Genomic DNA, 18,153 nt, shown 5'->3' on the forward strand with positions numbered 1-18,153 from the left:
TATGCGCAAATTAGTTGTAGGAATAACGATTGCTTCTTTAATGGGATGTTCAATGGGTCATCGGAATCCAGTGGAAGTTAAAGAAGCGCTCAATGAATCGATCAATCAAGCGAACAGCCGCACATTGGAAGAAATCCCTTCTTCTGTTGAGGCAGACTTGATGCCAAATTTAGACTCGAACGTTGCATCAGAGCAAGGCACCTCGAAGCGTTTTCGTATTCAAGCGAATGCGGTCGATGCAAGAAGCTTTTTCGCCTCGTTGGTGAAAGGCACAGAGTACAGCGTGGCGATTCACCCATCGGTACAAGGTAATATCACCGTCAACTTGTCAGATGTGACATTGGATGAAGTTCTGAATGTCGTACAGAATATGTATGGCTATGACGTGGTGAAGTCTGGCAAAGTTATTCAAATCTACCCAGCAGGTATGCGTACTGTGACCATTCCAGTCGATTACCTACAGTTCAAGCGTTCTGGTCGCTCGTTAACCAGCATTGTTACGGGCTCTGTAACCTCGGCTGGTACGTCTAATTCTGGTGGTAGCTCAGACAGTTCTGACTCGTCAGACTCTAACAATGGAAACAACAACGATAGCTCAACCACATCTACGGGTGGTACACGCATCGAAACCATCACTGAAAGTGACTTCTGGCCTATGCTACAGCAAGCCGTTGCGAATCTAATTGGTTCAGGCAAAGGGCAAAGTGTGGTTGTAACGCCACAAGCGGGAGTTATTACGGTTCGAGCATTTCCAGATGATATTCGCGAAGTACGCGAGTTCTTAGGTGTATCGCAGGAGCGCATGCAGCGCCAGGTCATTCTTGAAGCTAAAATCCTAGAAGTGACGTTGAATGATGGCTACCAACAAGGCATCAACTGGTCAAACTTATCGGCATCAATTGGTAACTCGGGTAGTATCGTAGTCAACCGCCCTGCGTCGACATTACCACCATTGGATGCGATTGGCACGCTATTGGGCGGTCAAACTAACGTGACTATTTCGGATGGTAACTTCAATGCTGTATTGAGCTTCATGTCTACGCAAGGTGACTTGAACGTCCTTTCGAGCCCTCGTATTACCGCTGCCAACAACCAAAAATCTGTTATCAAAGTGGGTACCGATGAGTACTTTGTTACCGAGCTATCGAGCAATGCAGGCAACGGTGAAAACTCAAATGCGGTTCCTGAAGTGGAACTGACGCCATTCTTCTCGGGTATTTCCCTTGATGTGACTCCGCAAATTGATAACAAAGGCAATGTGTTCCTGCATGTTCACCCCGCAGTTATTGAAGTCACGGAAGAAGTGAAGCAATTGAACTTGGGCGGAGATTTCCAAAACATCCAACTGCCATTAGCGAAAAGCTCTATTCGTGAATCAGACTCGGTTATTCGTGCTAAAGATGGCGATGTTGTGGTTATCGGCGGGTTGATGAAACAGCAAAATCGTGAGCTTGTTTCTAAAGTCCCATTTTTGGGCGATGTACCAGCACTGGGGCATTTGTTCCGCAACGTGAATAACGTAACTGAGAAAACAGAATTGGTCATCTTGCTAAAACCGACCGTAGTTGGCGTGAACTCTTGGCAGAAAGAGCTAGAGCGCTCTCGTGATCTGCTGCAAGAGTGGTTCCCAGATGCGCAATAAGCGCTGGGAAAGGTTCTGTTTTTTAATAGGTTTGTGATTCGAGTATGTACTTGTCCCACTTTGGATTCCGAGTTCAGCCTTTTTCGTTAACCCCAAATACAGAAATGTTCTTGGGGTTAGTCCCTCACTATGAGGCGATCCAAACCATCCTAGCTGCCGTGCAAATGGGAGAAGGGGTGATTAAGGTGACGGGAGAAGTCGGCACTGGAAAAACCATGGTATGCCGTAAGCTGATCGAGCAGATTGAATCTGAAGTTGAGCTTATTTACTTACCCAATCCAGTGTTGAATGGGGAACAGTTGCAGTTTGCTGTCGCCAGAGAGTTGGGTATCGAGAACGATGATCCGCTGCGTATCGTTTCCCTCATTCAAGAGCACTTGATTCAAGTACATGCCTTGGGAAAGAAAACCGTCTTGATCGTTGATGAAGCGCAAGCTCTTTCCCCACAAGCTTTAGAAACATTACGTCTATTTGGCAACTTAGAAACGGAACAAGATAAGCTCATTCAATTGGTGTTATTCGGACAACCTGAGTTGGATGACAGATTAGCTAATCATGAGCTAAGGCAATTTCGTCAACGCATTACGTTTAGTTGCCAGTTACGTCCTCTCTCTATCGATGAAGGCGTGGCTTACATCAATAATCGTTTAGATAAAGCAGGCAATGGGGCGCACATTTTTTCTATTGAACAGAAAAAAGCGATTTGGCGTTCATCCATGGGGATTCCGCGCTTGATAAACCAAATTAGTCACAAGTCGTTGCTTGCTGCATTTAATGATCGTTGCACACTATTGAAAAATCATCACGTTTATGCCGCTATGCACGATACGTTTGATGCCCGTAAACCTAAGTTTAAAACACCCGTATTTTGGGGATGGAGTCAACCTTGAGTGCCATCAATAAAGCATTATCAGAACTTGCTGAAAAAACATCGCCGTCAGAGCTTACTCGTGCGGAGATTCCAAGTGTCTCACGCAGTAAACCTTGGCTTTGGCTTGTCGCCGGTTTTTCGTTAAGCCTTGCGGTTGGCAGTTGGGCGGTCTCTCGCGGTCCTGTCCCTTCAGGCGAGCTATCACAGTTTCAAACCGACGCTATGCCACTGTCGTCTGTGAATGTCTCACCAATTGTTTCATCGGAGCGCACTCACTCGCCAACGAGTAAAATGACGCCCGATACAACTCAAGTGGTTTACACCAAACCAGCCACACAGCCGGTAGCGCAACAGCCTCACATGCAAGAGACTGATAGGTTCACGCTAAGATCTGAGATAAATATCGCCTCTGAAGATGAAGTTTTACTCGCGCAGTTAGCAACGATGCCGAGCGAGGAGCAATACGATCACGTAACCCGCACGACATCAGAAAACAGCTCAATGCGTATTGAGCAGGTTGAGCTTACACATCGTCAGCTTTCCCTTAAGGCTGTTAGTCGAGCGGAAAAGGCACTCGATGCTAACGATATGCAAACAGCGTTGTCGGCTTATGCCGAGGCGTTGCGTTATGAGCCAATGAATGCAGACACGCGTCAAAAGTTATCAGCGTTGTACTTTGGTAAAGGTGACACGCGTAAAGCATATGAGATTATTCAAGAAGGCATTAACCTAGATACGAACAACCAAGTACTTCGCTTGGCCTTGTCTAAGTTGTTAGTGAAAGCTAATCAACCTGAAGCGGCGCTGAGCCCGCTTGTTCATTTGCCTCCAGTACCAAGTCGAGATTACTTGGCGATGCGTGCGGCATTGGCACAAAAACACAAGCAAAATGACATTGCGCTTGAGAGCTATCAACTCCTAACTCAGCGTGAGCCGGAAAACGCGCGCTGGTGGTTAGGTTTGGCTATTCAACAAGAGCGCGCCCTGGCTTTTACTGCCGCGATCAACTCTTACAACCAAGCTCTGGGTAAAGTTGGCATTTCGAATCAATCGCAAGCATTTATCCGTGACCGTTTGAGCATCTTGAAAGAGTTGGAGAGCGCACAATGAAAATTCAGTTGAGAAAACGCTTGGGCGATCTTCTGGTTGAGGAAGGTATCGTCTCTGAAGAACAAATCCAGCAAGCACTAAACGCACAACGCAGTACCGGGCAGAAGCTAGGGGATGCGTTAATTGACCTTGGCTTTATTACCGAAAAGCAAATGTTGGACTTCTTGTCTCAGCAGCTTGGTTTGCCACTGATCGATCTTGGTCGTGCGCCTGTGGATGCCGAAGCCGTGCAGATTTTACCTGAGGTACACGCACGTCGCTTACGTGCGATGGTCGTTGCTCGAAATGGGGACACACTGCGCGTTGCTATGAGTGACCCTGCGGACTTGTTCATCCAAGAATCATTGATGAACTTGTTAGGTCAATACAACCTTGAGTTCATTGTTGCTTCAGAGCGTCAGCTTATTTCAAGCTTTGACCGTTATTACCGCCGTACTAAAGAGATAGCCTCCTTTGCTGAACAGCTGCATGAAGAGCATAAAGATGTACAAAGCTTTGACTACGGTATTGATGAAGCTGATAGTGAAGAGGTTACCGTTGTAAAGCTGGTTAATTCCATGTTTGAAGATGCGGTACAGGTTGGAGCTTCGGATATTCATATTGAGCCAGACGATCAAGTATTGCGTTTGCGCCAGCGTATTGATGGCGTATTGCATGAAACGCTCTTAAATGAAGTGAATATTGCATCGGCTTTGGTTCTTCGACTGAAGTTGATGGCACACCTAGATATTTCTGAAAAGCGCTTGCCGCAAGATGGCCGATTCAATATCAAAGTTCGTGGCCAATCAATTGATATTCGTATGTCGACGTTACCAACGCAGTACGGAGAATCTGTAGTAATGCGTCTGCTTAACCAGTCCGCTGGTTTGCGTCCGTTAGAAGAGTCGGGCTTGCCGCCAGACTTGCTTGCTCGCTTACGTCGACAGTTGGCGCGTCCGCATGGCATGATTTTGGTTACCGGGCCGACAGGTTCCGGTAAAACCACCACGCTTTACGGTGCATTGAGTGAGCTCAACGAACCTGGGAAAAAGATCATTACAGCAGAGGACCCGGTTGAATATCGTCTGCCTCGCATCACTCAGGTACAGGTTAACAGTAAGATCGATCTAACTTTCTCGCGTGTTCTTAGAACCTTTTTACGTCAAGACCCAGACATCATTCTTGTTGGTGAGATGCGTGATCAAGAGACGGTAGAAATTGGTCTGCGAGCTGCATTAACGGGTCACTTAGTATTGAGTACTCTCCACACCAACGATGCTGTCGACAGTGCGTTACGTATGATCGATATGGGTGCGCCGGGGTACTTGGTTGCTAGTGCAGTCAGAGCCGTGGTGGCGCAGCGTCTTGTGCGCCGAGTTTGCCCTGATTGTAAAACAGAAGACCACTTAGATGAGTCTCGCCAGCAGTGGTTAGCTGGGCGTTTCCCAAATCAAGTTAGCACCATTTTTTATAAAGGCGCAGGTTGCCAAAACTGTAACTTGACTGGTTATCGAGGCCGGATCGGTGTGTTTGAAATGCTCGAACTTGAGCAAGAGATGATGGATAAATTGCGCGCCAATGATGCGGTTGGCTTTGCGCAAGCCGCGCGCCGCTCAGAAAACTATAAGCCACTGCTTGCTTCTGCAATGGAACTGGCGCTACAAGGCACCGTCAGTTTGGATGAAGTGATGACCCTAGGTGAGGGTGATGCTTCTGGTAAGACTGATCCCATTTTCATATAGGTAAGTGAATGCCAACTTTTCGTTATCAAGGTCGCACGCTAGACGGCTCATCCACTAACGGCAAAATCGAAGCAGTGAACTCAGAAGCTGCGGCGGAAGCATTGATGAACAAAGGGGTCATCCCGCTCAATGTACGGTTAGAGAAAGAGTCGGCAAAAAGCCAAGTGAGCTTGTCTAAGCTGTTTGTGCCTGCTATTCCGTTGGAAGTAATTATTCTTTTCTCTCGTCAGTTGTTTAGTTTGACTAAAGCTGGCGTACCTTTGCTGCGCTCTATGCGTGGCTTGTTGCAAAATTGCGAAAACAAACAGCTCAAAGAGGCGCTAGAAGATGTCGTTTCTGAACTGAGTAATGGCCGAGGTTTGTCTTCTGCGATGCAGCAACACAGTAAAGTATTCAGCCCACTGTTCGTTTCTATGATCAACGTCGGTGAGAATACGGGTCGGCTTGACCAAGCGCTATTGCAACTGGCGAATTACTACGAACAGGAACTTGAGACTCGCAAACGCATTAAAGCGGCGATGCGTTATCCAACGTTTGTCATTATCTTTATCACCATCGCCATGTTTGTATTGAATATCTTGGTGATCCCTGAGTTTGCATCGATGTTCACGCGCTTTGGTGTTGAGCTACCATTGCCGACGCGTATTTTGATCGCGACTTCTAATTTCTTTGTTAATTATTGGGTGTTGCTGGTTGTGGCAATGATTGGCGCGTTTACGGTGTTCAGAGCGTGGGTGGCGACGGCTGATGGTCGGGAGAAGTTCGATAAGTTTCGGCTTCGGCTGCCAATTGTAGGCGATATCGTTAATCGTGCGCAGCTTTCTCGTTTTGCCAGAACCTTTTCGTTGATGCTGAAATCAGGTGTGCCACTTAACCAGTCTTTGGCTTTGGCCGGGGAAGCCTTAGGGAACCGTTTTTTAGAAAACCGAATTCTTGAGATGAAGTCCGCAATTGAAGCGGGTAGCACCATTTCAGTGACGGCCATCAACAGTAAAATATTCACCCCATTGGTGATTCAGATGATTGCAGTAGGTGAAGAAACTGGTCGTATTGATGAGTTGCTGCTGGAGGTGTCGGACTTTTACGATCGAGAAGTCGATTACGATCTAAAAACGCTGACCGCAAGAATAGAACCATTACTTTTGGTGATTGTCGCAGGCATGGTCATGGTGCTGGCATTGGGTATCTTCTTACCAATGTGGGGAATGCTCGACATCATCAAAGGCGGCTAATAGGTGGTTGAAAATCAAAGCCGAGCAACGCTTATTGTGTTTGGGGTTATTGCTACGATTATGGCGGTGGGTTTGGCGGTCAAATTACGTCCTGTTACCGAGCAAGCACAAGTAACTGGAGCGAAGTTAGCGAGAGTTTGGATGCAAGACAGTGTTCAGCGTTATCGTCAAGCTTGGCTAGTACAAGGCGAGCCAGAACATATGCTGATGGATGGTTTTAACCTTACTATGACTGAGGACGGGTTAGTGTCTCCCTTTACTCAGCAAGGTGTATTAGATTGTGGTTATTGGCTAGCGGTGCATTACCCCCAACGTAAAATAATGACCAACAAGTTAATAGATATCAGTGGAGCCATCAAAACTGATCGTTATGTCTGTCACTACACTTATGAAAATGGTCAGTCGATTGTAGTTATCTCAACTGCTAATCAACTGAAAATAGACGTCGAAATGTCGGCGGAGTGAATTTTTTGACACCTAATCACTATAATTGGTAATGAAAGTCGGTATAATGCAATCATTACCATAAGTAACAGGCTGTAATCGTGGGTAAACAATAATGTGTTTTTCTCATTGCAGCATGAACTGAATAATGGCGAATCGTCATTCTGCTCAAGCGGTAGATACAGTATCCACTTCACGGTCAGTTTTAGTGAAGGTTGCTGCCCCAAACCGTTTTGACAATATCCAAAATGGTCGCGTGACCTAAACGAAACTTTGCAGTTGTACTGCATGCTTACATAGAGAGAGTAAACAATGAAAAGACAAGGTGGTTTCACCCTTATCGAATTGGTAGTGGTAATTGTAATCCTAGGTATTCTAGCGGTAACTGCAGCACCACGTTTCCTTAACCTGCAAGATGATGCTCGTGCAGCTGCTAATCAAGGCCTTAAAGGTGCAATTGATGGTGCTGCAGGTATTACTTATGGTAAAGCTGCGGTAGAAGGCAAAGAATCTTTGGCTGACGCAAGCACGAAAGTAGAAGATATTACGATCTACCTAGGTTACCCAACGGCTGACGAAAATGGTTTAGGTAAGGCTGTGCAGGGTTTGAGTGATGATTGGGTTCAAATTAAAAAAACAGCTCGTAAAGATGCTACAGATAAGAAAAATGGTACTGCAGGCACAGTTATTTATGCATCTGAGGACAAAGCTTCAGAGTGTGTTCAGTACTCTGAATCATACTATGATGCAGATGGTGCGCTCATTCCTGCTAAAACCGTGATGACAAATTCTTGTACCAAATAATCATTTGTTTGATTTTAAAGGGGTCATAACGACCCCTTCTCTAAGGTATACGTAGGTGAGAATAGTAAAGGGTCTATCCCGAATTGAATTTGTCGTAATACTCGTTTTTATCGCTACCGCAGGGTATATCGTACTACCTCGATACATAAGCTTTGAACCAGAAATTTATGAAGCAAAGTGGGAGCAAACCAAGCAAACCGCTGAGCACGTTTCTGAAACGCTAAGCAACAAAGAAACATACGATCGAATTGAAGAAGAAATTGGTCGTTCAAAAGGGCAAAATAACTAGACATTGGTTATTTGTTCGTCTGTTCACACTTCGAATCGAAAAATTATAAACCTATCATTAATCTCATAATTTCATCGTATACTTATCTCGCTTGTTCTAAGCCTAAGGTTGGGTTATGAAAATTCGCAGCTCTGCATTAGGGTTCACGTTAATGGAGTTAATCCTCATGATTGTTCTCCTCTCTATCCTTTCACTTTTTGCAGCCAGCCGTTTTATGGGATCTGGCAATTTCTCTGCATATGCATTACAAGAACGCGTGATTTCTGTGATTCGCCAAGTGCAGGTGAATCGTATGCAGTCGAATGCTACAAGTCCTGATAACAACTTTCGTTTACAAGTTTCTAGCTCATGTGTTGGTTCGGTTGCTGCCTGTGCACTAACAGGCAGTGCACGAGATGCTCGTAGTGACGTGGTTATCGATAAGTCCGCAAGGTTTTCCGTTATCAGCGGTGCCGCAAATACAATTAATTTTAACCTTCTCGGCAATCCTGTAAGTGGTGCTGTAAGCATCTTAATTGAAGATAAGCATGGTCGAAGCCGCTGCCAAGTTGAAATTAATTCTCAAGGTTATGTTTCTAAAGGTACATGCTCATGAAGAAATCTAGTGGCATGACTTTAATAGAAATGATCATCGCGATTGTTTTGATGGGCATTGCGATGGTGGCGTTTACTTCTTTTCTTGTCCCTCAGATTCGAGATTCCGCCATCCCTCATTATCAAACCCGCGCTGCCGCATTAGGCCAAGGTTTCATGTCTCAGATATTGTCGCGAGGCTTCGATGAAAACAGCGACTTTGATGGTGGCACCGTTCGGTGTGGTGAGAATGGAGTGAGCTGCACTGACGTAAATAAATTAGGTGCGGATAAAAAACTAGACGGTTCCTTGGAAACAACGCCTAGTGATTTCAATGATGTCGATGACTATATCGGGTGTTGGAGCACATCTACAACGGCTTCTCAGTGTGATGGTATCCCTAGAGGGAATATTAGTGATGTACTTGGTGCGGACAGTACTGAGCAGTACAAAAACTTTAGATTAGAAATTAGCGTTGCCTATGATGATCTGACGGATAAAGCTCCCGATGAAATAACCGAATACAAAAAAGTAACATTAAGGATTTTTGCGGGGAACACGCAGCCCCTTACTTTAACAGCTATTAAGGGGAACTACTGATGAAAGATCGTGGTTTCACCTTAATGGAAATGATAGTTACGATTGTGGTCGGCAGCTTCATCATGTTGGGGATAGCTGGGTATGTCCAGTTAGGAATGAAAGGTTACGCTGATACTATCGATCGCCAACGAATACAAACACAGGCTCAGTTTGTTTTAGAAAAGATGACGCGTGAAATCCGCCATGCTGTACCTAATAGTTTTCATGTGCCAAAAGGAACAACTAATTGTCTAGAGTTTGTGCCGATTGAATATTCTGGTTTTTACACGTTTAAGAATAATGACTTAGAGTTTTTGCTAGGTAATGACTCAACGCTTAATCCTATTCCTGCGAATCGCAGGATGGTGATAAATCCGAGCCGATATGAAGATTTACAATCAACTTCTTCGCGAAATATAGCCATTGGTGGTTTAGCTAAAACAGGTAAGGTTTTTGTTGTTAGTGGGGGGGCAAGTACGATTACGGGATCCTCTGTTTCTAGCCGTCTTTATATTTATCAAGAGAAGTCGGAGGTTCGCTACTGTTTTGATACCAAGCGAGTTACGCGAAATGGTATTACGGTTGCGGATAGTGTCGATTCGTCCGTAAGTGGTATGCGTTATCTAGAGCCAACTCTGCAACGAGGTGGTTTAGTTCATATCAATTTAGAGTTTGAGCAGGATGGTGAACGTAGTGTGTATCAACAAGATGTGCAGGTGCTCAATGTCCCATAGAAGAAACTCCAGCGGAAATGTACTAATCATCGTGTTATTCGTCATTATTGTAATGGGATATTTGGCTTCCTCTTTAATGAAAGTGACATGGTCGAATCAAAGCGGATTAACAAGAGAGTTTTTGGGAACAAAAGCTTGGTTTGTTGCTCAGTCTGCAAATGAGTGGGCACTGACAAGGTTATATCCCATCAATGGTACGAGTGATAGCGTCGCGACAATCTGCACAAATACGGTAAGCGGTGCAATGCCTAATGTCACACAAGGGACCGGATGCAGGCTTGGCCCAATGAGTTGTGTAGATTTAGGCACTTTAAACTTAGGAACACCAGCAGCAGAGTCACTATTTAGGGTGCAAGCTACGGCCGTTTGTGGCTCGGGCTTATCGCAAGTTGAGCGCCAGCAAGAGATTTGGGTTCGGGAGTAATAACAAGAATGAAAAAACTGATTTGCTTAGCCTTGATATGTATGATGAGTACGGCGAGCGCCTTAGCTAAAGAATATGATCTTACGCCGAAATGGAGCTGGGAAGATTGGGATTTGATCGCTACCAATAGTCCGTGTCCAAATAGTGGCTTTTATACTGACGGACTGTCTTCTTATAAATGTTCAAGTAATGTTACGTTGAATGAAGGCGACAGTATTATTGCTGGTCCCTATACGTCAACGTTATATTTAGAACGCTACTCGACGTTTAAGGGAAATAATACGATTGGTAGTGCTAGTAGGAACCTTTCTTTAGATCTGGAAAGGAACTCTTTCACTGCCAATGGACTATACGTTTATGGTCACGTAGATAACGGCAGTTATATTGAATTAAATCAATCAACGATATTAGGCTCATTAAGAAGTTCTACCAATGGAATTAAACTTACAAATGCTAACATTGGGCAGAACGTTTTAGCAAAAGCGCAAATAAGCGGCAGCGCAAGCAATATTAGCGGATATGTTGTAAGTGACAATGGCGGCGTAACATTTAGTGCCGTTAATGTTGGTTCATATATCGAGGCTAAGAATCAAATAACAATTACAGATGGAACCATAGGAGGACATATATTGTCCTCTAATGGTGGTGTGGAAATTACAACATCAGGTGCTACCAAACTAATAGATGGTTATATAAGCGCTAAAGATGCGGTTAAGGTGACCAACTATAAAGTTAACCAGTCTATCTCTGCTGGTGACTATATTGAGTTAAATAACTCAAACGTCACTGGAAGCCTGGCTTCTCAAAGCAACGGAAGTTCTTCGATTGCTGTGTCCAATAACTCGTCGATTTCTGGTGATATTCTCACTAAAGGCTACGTTAGTGTTTCTCATTCAAGTGTGGATGGAAATATTGATAATACACAGGGCAGTAACCAGAGCATGGCTATCGTCAGCAGTCGAGTTGGAGGCAACATTACAGCGAAAGGCTACGTCGACATTCAGTATTCTCAAGTTTCAGGTGTTGTGTCGAGCACTAATGAAGGTGGTCAGGTTAAGAACTCAAAAGTCAAAGGTAATGTTGATGTTAAGAAATATCTTCATGTGATCGAAAGTTCCTACGTATGTGGTGTCGCTTCCAGCTCAAATGAAGGGGCAAATATTAGTAATTCATATGTTGGTGATGACGTCTCTACCAAGAAATATTTAGACGTGAATAACTCTTCTGTTTTTGGTACCACGAGTGTAAAAAATGAGGGAATGGCGTTATCGTCGGCTAAAATTCTTGCGGACGCTAAAGCGATTGGTTTCCCTACCAACAAATACGTAAGTATTGAGAGTAACTCAACGCTTTGCGGAACCGCAAACTCTTCATACTCTTACAGTGGTCAATTAGTTGGTTATTGCGGTCTAAATGATCCGTCATGTAGAGCTTCTCAAACGCTAGGTACATGTCCAGTTGATATAAGTGAGAACTCTCAATATAAAGATTTCTATGACTACTGTGGAATTACTCCGCCAAAGCCTGAGCCTACACAATGTAGTTTACTTCCAATGGAAGACTTCAACGCTAATGATATTAGTAACTGGTCTGTTATTGGCTTTGGGCAAAGTATCAAGCCTAAACCGTCTGGTAGTCGATTCGTTTTAAACTCGTCTCAAAGAAATCAAGCAACTGCATCGGCATACAACTATCTATTCCCTTCGAAAGATAACTACCTTGAAGTGGAATTTGATCATTATGCACACTCCGGCTCTGGGGCTGATGGTGTGGCATTGGTTTTATCTGACGCAAATGTTCCGCCACAAACTGGGGCATTTGGTGGTCCACTTGGCTATGGCGTGAAACCCAACATACAAGGCTTTGCTGGTGGTTGGCTTGGGTTTGGTATCGATGAATACGGCAACTACTCAAGAGAAGGTAGTTTTGAGGATAGTAATTACCGACCAGGGTTTAAGCCAAATACAGTCGCGATTCGTGGCTCTGGGATTAAGAATGACTCTGGGCATTGGATGGGAGGCTATCGCTATATCAAAGGTAATCACAATGTTGGTGACTTAGATGGACGTAGCAATCAAAACCATAGATACAAAGTTATCATTGATTCTAAACAACAAGGTAAAGTCTACATTACGATTCAGCGTAAGATCGGTAGCGCGAATTCTTGGACAACATTGATCTCGAAATTTGATGTCATGAGAGGCTTTGGGCAAACCACGCCTCCAGAAAGCTTCCGTGTGTCAATTACCGCCTCGACCGGTGACATTACCAATATACACGAAATGGATAACTTCCAAGTTTGTGCTGATAAGTATCAAAAAATAACGGAAGGCATTCACCACTTCGAGTTTGACTATGCTGGAACTGGCAGCATTTGTCAGGCATCGGAAGTAACGCTTCGAGCGTGTATGAATGACTCTTGCTCGAAAACATATCCAGCATCAGTGTTGTCTAGTAATCCTGGGGCGAGTATTGATCCCGTCACGGTATCGTTGTTGCCTCAATCTTCCTCTTTGGTTAAGTGGGAGGAAGGAGATAGTGTCACATTCTCTGACTCTATTTCGTTAAAATTGCAGGCTTATCAATCTGGCTCTGCAAAACTTGGCATTGCGAGTAGTTCAGTTCCACAGTTCGGATTTGAAGGAGCTAAGTGTCGTATCGCAGGTGGTCCGCTATCTGAGCAAAACTGTAATATCGTATTTAACTCTGCGGCATTGGGGGTAACGGTTCCAGATAAGGTTGCTGGTAAGCCATTCTTCAATAACAAAGGGCAGGCACAATATAGCAATCAAAGTTCGCCTTATTTGGAGTTTTGTAGCTCACCAAGCCAACAGGACGGTGATGGCGCAAATCGAGATGTTCAGTTATCCATTGAAAGAGTCGAACCGACAAGCAATGCAGTATCAGTTCCTGCTTATGTCTCTTTCAAAAAGAGAGATGGTTCTTTCAGTAACGAGGTTACCGTTGGGACAAATACTGTTGAGGTTGCCGATGTCTACTTTAATAAGCAAGGCAAAGCTTACTTCAACTTAAAGTATCCAGAGGCAGGTAAAGTCGCGCTGAAGGCGAAAATAAAAGATGAAAAGGATTCGTTAGGACAGAATAGCTTTGTGAGTTTCCCAGAATATCTCAAATTGACGGTTGATGGTGGTCTATGTGGTTCAGGCTCTTGTAGCCAGAAACTTGTTGCTGCTGGAGAAGAGTTCACGATGAAAGTGACGGCTTACCAATTTGGTGATGACAAGAAGCCTGCACAAAACTATCAGCAATCAGGTTTAACGATTAGTCATAAAGTATCTTACCCGCAGTTTGATAGTGCGATTCCTGGCACTTTAGGGACGACCACATACGATCATATCAATCTAACTAATGGTACGGGGTCAGTGACACAAACTGTGTCCGAAGTTGGTGCTTTTAATTTTACGATTACACCACCTGAAACGTATCTCGGCAGTAAAGCTTTCACCATTACACCAGCAGAAGAAAATATTGGTCGTTTCTACCCTAAGTATTTCCGAATTGATGAAGCTAAAGGAAATCAATGGGCTTATCCACATAAAGAAAACTTTGCTTACATGGGACAAGGCTTTGGCGTCAAGGAGTTTTACGTTGAGGCATTAAATGCGGATAAAGGCGCTTTAACAAACTACGCCTTCTTCTCTAGTGGCTTACAAGCAAAGTTTGGTTTGAAAGATACTAGCTCTTATCAGCCTCGTTTTATTTTGAACAAAACCTATGCGGGAACTTGGGTGAATAATGGTGCTGCTTATGTCACTTCAAGAAGTCTAGGTAAGTTTGCTGGTTCAATGACGGATGGGCTGGAGCTATTAAAAGGTTCTGGCTCAAATTACCCAGATGGTCCGCTCAACTTTAACGAGAACGCGAAAGATACGGCGATATCAATCAAATCTGCGGATGATAATAAGGATCCAGTATCTATCGATGGTAGTGAGGGATTGTTACCTGCTCAACCCGACATCCGCTTTGGTCGTGTTGATCTAGATGATGTAGGTGGTAACCAAGGTTCGACATTGCATGTACCACTTCGAGTTGAATACTGGAATGGTAGCCGTTTTATTGCTAACTCTGATGACAGCCAAACTGAAGTGTTTGGAGAAATTGAGGATGACTCTCAGGAGCACATTTGGCCGACAGATAATAGTGCAAAAGAGGTAACTCTAGGCGATGGCGGGACTGTTTCTTCAGGTTCTTCTCGCTCTGTTACTGCAACTCAAGCTGAACCATACCGTCAGCAAACGCGCGTTTGGTTAGACCTTGATGATTCAAAAAATGGTTTACCTTGGCTCAAGTACAACTGGGATAATGACAAAGCGGGAGAAGAAAACCCATCCTCCGTCGTCACCTTCGGTATTCACCGTGGTAATGACCGTGTGATTTACCGTGGTGAGCCAGGGTTAACCGGACAGTAACAACTTAGGTTTTTGCCCTTAAGTTAGGAAACTGCAAGAAATTGAGGCTTTCTGCTCATGTTTGTGTACCAATACCTTGCTGTGACAGCGAGGCATTGGTACATTTAGAGCAATTTTTGTCTTCTATATTTTTGCAGGATGAGCGAAGAGTATGTTTAAGAAACTTCGTGGCATGTTTTCTAACGATCTATCTATCGATTTAGGTACAGCCAACACTCTAATTTACGTAAAAGGGCAAGGAATTGTCCTTGATGAACCTTCTGTAGTTGCTATTCGTCAAGATCGTGTAGGTTCTGCAAAAAGCGTTGCTGCAGTCGGTCACGCAGCAAAACAGATGCTTGGTCGTACACCTGGCAACATTTCCGCTATTCGCCCAATGAAAGACGGCGTAATTGCTGATTTCTATGTAACCGAAAAAATGCTTCAGCACTTTATCAAGCAAGTGCACGATAACAGCATCCTAAAGCCAAGCCCACGTGTTCTTGTTTGTGTTCCTTGTGGTTCTACCCAAGTTGAGCGTCGCGCAATTCGTGAATCAGCACTTGGTGCTGGTGCGCGTGAAGTTTACCTAATCGACGAGCCAATGGCGGCGGCAATTGGTGCTGGTTTACGCGTATCTGAGCCGACAGGTTCAATGGTGGTCGATATCGGTGGTGGTACAACTGAAGTTGCCGTTATCTCTCTAAACGGTGTGGTTTACTCATCGTCTGTACGTATCGGTGGTGACCGCTTTGATGAAGCTGTGATCAACTACGTACGTCGTAACTACGGCAGCTTGATTGGTGAAGCAACGGCTGAAAAGATCAAACACGAAATCGGTTCTGCTTACCCTGGTGATGAAGTTCAAGAGATTGAAGTTCGCGGTCGTAACCTTGCAGAGGGTGTGCCACGCAGCTTTAGCTTGAACTCAAACGAGATCCTAGAAGCGCTTCAAGAGCCGCTATCTGGCATCGTATCAGCAGTCATGGTTGCACTAGAACAGTGTCCACCAGAGCTTGCTTCAGACATTTCTGAAAACGGTATGGTACTAACCGGTGGTGGTGCACTACTTAAAGACCTAGACCGTTTACTAATGGAAGAAACTGGTATTCCTGTGGTTATCGCGGAAGATCCACTAACGTGTGTTGCGCGTGGTGGCGGTAAAGCACTAGAAATGATCGACATGCACGGTGGCGATCTGTTCTCTGAAGAATAAAGGTTTAGGTGAAGCTCATGTCGGGCTTCACCTTCATTTCTGCTCTCTCTGTAATTCAAACATGCTCCATACCTAAAAGTATTTAGTTAAGTATTTTTAGGTTGCCAAGTAAGGCTCAATAACCATGGAAGCAATCAGGTCAAAAACAAGATGAAACCGATTTTCGGCAGAGGTCCGTCTCTGCAATTACGTCTGTTTTTTGCTGTCATCGTGTCGGCGAGCTTAATGCTGGCCGATAGTCGTCTAGATACGTTTTCCAACGTTCGATACCTACTAAACAGTATGGTTGCACCGATTCAGTACGCAGCGAATTTGCCTCGTAGTATGTTCGATGGCGTATTTGAACGTTTTAATTCTCATCAGGCATTAGTTGAAGGCAATCGCAGCTTAAAGCGAGAAGTGTTACGCCTGAAAAGCGAGCTTATCTTGCTCGACCAATATAAAGAAGAAAACCAACGCCTACGTAAGTTGTTAGGATCTTCATTTGTCCGTGATGAAAAGAAAGTCGTGACAGAAGTAATGGCGGTGGATACTTCACCTTATCGTCATCAAGTGGTGATCGATAAAGGCCGTATTGATGGTGTTTACGTTGGTCAGCCTGTTATCAATGAGAAAGGCATCGTTGGTCAGGTCACGTTTGTCGCAGCGCACAACGCACGTGTTCTGCTGCTAACGGACGCGAAAAATGCAATTCCTGTCCAGGTGATCCGCAATGATATCCGAGTGATCGCATCGGGCAATGGTGAAATGGATGAAATCCAACTGGAGCACATTCCAACCAGCACAGACATTCAGGTTGGTGATTTATTGGTGACATCCGGTTTAGGTGGTATTTACCCTGAAGGATATCCAGTCGCGACGGTTACCAATGTGGATCACGATACGCGTCAAGAGTTCGCCTCAATCAAGGCTGAGCCGGTTGTGGAATTTGATCGCTTACGCTACCTACTGCTGATTTGGCCGAATGAAGACCGTCAACACAAAGTACTGCGGTCCAATGTAGATGAAGGATTAGAGCAAGAACAAGAGGTAACCGATGGCCAATAATGTATTGAGTAGCCGAATAGTGATTGGCGTCAGTTTCTTCGTTGCGCTGGTACTGCAAACCATTCCATGGCCAGGTGTGTTAGATGTGTTACGCCCTTCATGGTTGTTCCTTGTTACGTGTTATTGGGTGTTGGCACTACCGCACCGAGTGAACGTCGGAACTGCGCTAGTGTTGGGCTTATTATGGGATATCTTGATCGGCTCAACGCTTGGAATTCGTGGCATGATGATGTCGATCGTTATCTACCTCGTGGCGCTGAATTTCCTGTTGATTCGCAACATGGCTTTGTGGCAACAGTCGATTTTAATTGCCTTTTTTACTGCGTTATTGGAAGTTTTGATATTCTGTGGGGAATATTTGAACCAGGACGTAGTATTTAATCCATTATCTCTGTGGACGGCGGCAATAAACTGTATACTTTGGCCATGGATGTTTTTATTAATGCGACGAGTTCGTCGTGCATGGCACGTAAGGTAAAGCGGTGAAGAAAAGCTTATCTCTCGTTCTCGCATCGGGTTCTCCGAGAAGAAAAGAGCTGCTTGCTCAACTGGGTTATGATTTTGAGATCGTATTGCCTGATATTGAGGAAGCCAAACAGGCTCATGAGCAAGCACGAGATTACGTGTTGCGTCTTTCTTTGGAAAAAGCTCAGGCAGGCTTAGCGTTGGCTAAGCCTGATTCCGTTGTATTGGGCTCTGATACGGTCGTCGTATGCGATGACCGTGTGCTAGAAAAACCAAAAAGTTTTGAAGATTCAAAGCGTATGCTTACTGACTTATCGAGTCATCGCCATCAAGTGATGACTGCGGTGAGCGTTGTATCATCGGAACAACAACATTCAGTGGTCGTTACCACTGACGTGTGGTTCAAACCACTGACTCACGAAGAAATCGAACAATATTGGCAGTCAGGAGAGCCATGCGATAAAGCTGGAAGTTATGGTATTCAGGGACTCGGAGGGCGATTTGTCACCCGAATCGAAGGCAGTTATCACGCTGTAGTAGGCTTACCTTTGTTCGAAACCGATCAGCTAATTCAAGAATTTTTATAATTGTTT

17 protein-coding genes are annotated in these 18,153 nt (G+C 44.6%); all 17 read left to right on the plus strand.

The window, feature by feature from the left end; translation table 11 throughout:
* The first annotated feature begins 1 nt into the window (after window position 1).
* The 17 genes from mshL (at window position 2) to R8O70_RS18060 (ending at window position 18,147) form a co-directional block, all read left to right on the plus strand.
* The gene (gene mshL, locus R8O70_RS17980) at window positions 2-1,642 is read left to right on the plus strand and encodes a pilus (MSHA type) biogenesis protein MshL (RefSeq protein ID WP_005388471.1); all 1,641 of its coding nucleotides are present in this window, start codon (window positions 2-4) and stop codon (window positions 1,640-1,642) included.
* 44 nt (window positions 1,643-1,686) lie between these two features.
* A complete protein-coding gene (locus tag R8O70_RS17985; RefSeq protein WP_213896484.1) occupies window positions 1,687-2,532 on the plus strand; it encodes an ExeA family protein in 846 nt (281 codons plus the stop codon).
* On the plus strand, window positions 2,529-3,623 hold the full coding sequence (locus tag R8O70_RS17990) for a tetratricopeptide repeat protein (RefSeq protein WP_182016890.1): 1,095 nt from the start codon (window positions 2,529-2,531) through the stop codon (window positions 3,621-3,623). Before R8O70_RS17985 ends, R8O70_RS17990 begins: the two co-directional genes overlap by 4 nt.
* Window positions 3,620-5,344 (plus strand): GspE/PulE family protein, encoded by a 1,725-nt coding sequence (locus R8O70_RS17995; protein ID WP_005381188.1) that lies wholly within the window; start codon window positions 3,620-3,622, stop codon window positions 5,342-5,344. The genes R8O70_RS17990 and R8O70_RS17995 overlap by 4 nt, the downstream gene beginning before the upstream one ends.
* 8 nt (window positions 5,345-5,352) lie before the next feature.
* Window positions 5,353-6,576 carry a type II secretion system F family protein gene (locus R8O70_RS18000; RefSeq protein ID WP_005381186.1) on the plus strand — a complete coding sequence of 408 codons (1,224 nt, stop codon included), beginning with the start codon at window positions 5,353-5,355 and terminating at the stop codon, window positions 6,574-6,576.
* Between the two features lie 3 nt (window positions 6,577-6,579).
* Window positions 6,580-7,041 carry a hypothetical protein gene (locus R8O70_RS18005; RefSeq protein ID WP_031781206.1) on the plus strand — a complete coding sequence of 154 codons (462 nt, stop codon included), beginning with the start codon at window positions 6,580-6,582 and terminating at the stop codon, window positions 7,039-7,041.
* Between the two features lie 291 nt (window positions 7,042-7,332).
* Window positions 7,333-7,824 (plus strand): type II secretion system protein, encoded by a 492-nt coding sequence (locus R8O70_RS18010; RefSeq protein WP_005438123.1) that lies wholly within the window; start codon window positions 7,333-7,335, stop codon window positions 7,822-7,824.
* A gap of 55 nt (window positions 7,825-7,879) precedes the next feature.
* A complete protein-coding gene (locus R8O70_RS18015; RefSeq protein ID WP_054575324.1) occupies window positions 7,880-8,113 on the plus strand; it encodes a hypothetical protein in 234 nt (77 codons plus the stop codon).
* 115 nt (window positions 8,114-8,228) lie between these two features.
* Entirely contained in the window at window positions 8,229-8,708 is a 480-nt protein-coding gene (locus tag R8O70_RS18020) for a type II secretion system protein (RefSeq protein ID WP_203346136.1), read from the plus strand.
* Window positions 8,705-9,286 carry a type II secretion system protein gene (locus tag R8O70_RS18025; protein ID WP_239932268.1) on the plus strand — a complete coding sequence of 194 codons (582 nt, stop codon included), beginning with the start codon at window positions 8,705-8,707 and terminating at the stop codon, window positions 9,284-9,286. The genes R8O70_RS18020 and R8O70_RS18025 overlap by 4 nt, the downstream gene beginning before the upstream one ends.
* Window positions 9,286-9,999 carry a PilW family protein gene (locus R8O70_RS18030; protein WP_104979757.1) on the plus strand — a complete coding sequence of 238 codons (714 nt, stop codon included), beginning with the start codon at window positions 9,286-9,288 and terminating at the stop codon, window positions 9,997-9,999. The genes R8O70_RS18025 and R8O70_RS18030 overlap by 1 nt, the downstream gene beginning before the upstream one ends.
* Window positions 9,989-10,423 carry an MSHA biogenesis protein MshP gene (locus tag R8O70_RS18035; RefSeq protein ID WP_213965812.1) on the plus strand — a complete coding sequence of 145 codons (435 nt, stop codon included), beginning with the start codon at window positions 9,989-9,991 and terminating at the stop codon, window positions 10,421-10,423. The genes R8O70_RS18030 and R8O70_RS18035 overlap by 11 nt, the downstream gene beginning before the upstream one ends.
* Window positions 10,424-10,431: 8 nt before the next feature.
* Window positions 10,432-14,853, plus strand: coding sequence for a DUF6701 domain-containing protein (locus R8O70_RS18040; protein WP_258625478.1), 4,422 nt, complete (start codon window positions 10,432-10,434; stop codon window positions 14,851-14,853).
* A 151-nt stretch (window positions 14,854-15,004) separates the two neighbouring features.
* Entirely contained in the window at window positions 15,005-16,048 is a 1,044-nt protein-coding gene (locus R8O70_RS18045) for a rod shape-determining protein (protein ID WP_005381144.1), read from the plus strand.
* A gap of 150 nt (window positions 16,049-16,198) precedes the next feature.
* A complete protein-coding gene (gene mreC, locus R8O70_RS18050) occupies window positions 16,199-17,095 on the plus strand; it encodes a rod shape-determining protein MreC (protein WP_005381142.1) in 897 nt (298 codons plus the stop codon).
* On the plus strand, window positions 17,085-17,573 hold the full coding sequence (mreD, locus tag R8O70_RS18055) for a rod shape-determining protein MreD (RefSeq protein ID WP_258625480.1): 489 nt from the start codon (window positions 17,085-17,087) through the stop codon (window positions 17,571-17,573). The genes mreC and mreD overlap by 11 nt, the downstream gene beginning before the upstream one ends.
* 4 nt (window positions 17,574-17,577) lie before the next feature.
* A complete protein-coding gene (locus R8O70_RS18060) occupies window positions 17,578-18,147 on the plus strand; it encodes a Maf family protein (protein ID WP_258625483.1) in 570 nt (189 codons plus the stop codon).
* The last annotated feature ends 6 nt before the right edge of the window (window positions 18,148-18,153 follow it).

Origin of the sequence: Vibrio sp. 779(2023), assembly GCF_033344285.1 — a bacterium.
Taxonomy (GTDB): Bacteria; Pseudomonadota; Gammaproteobacteria; order Enterobacterales; family Vibrionaceae; genus Vibrio; species Vibrio alginolyticus.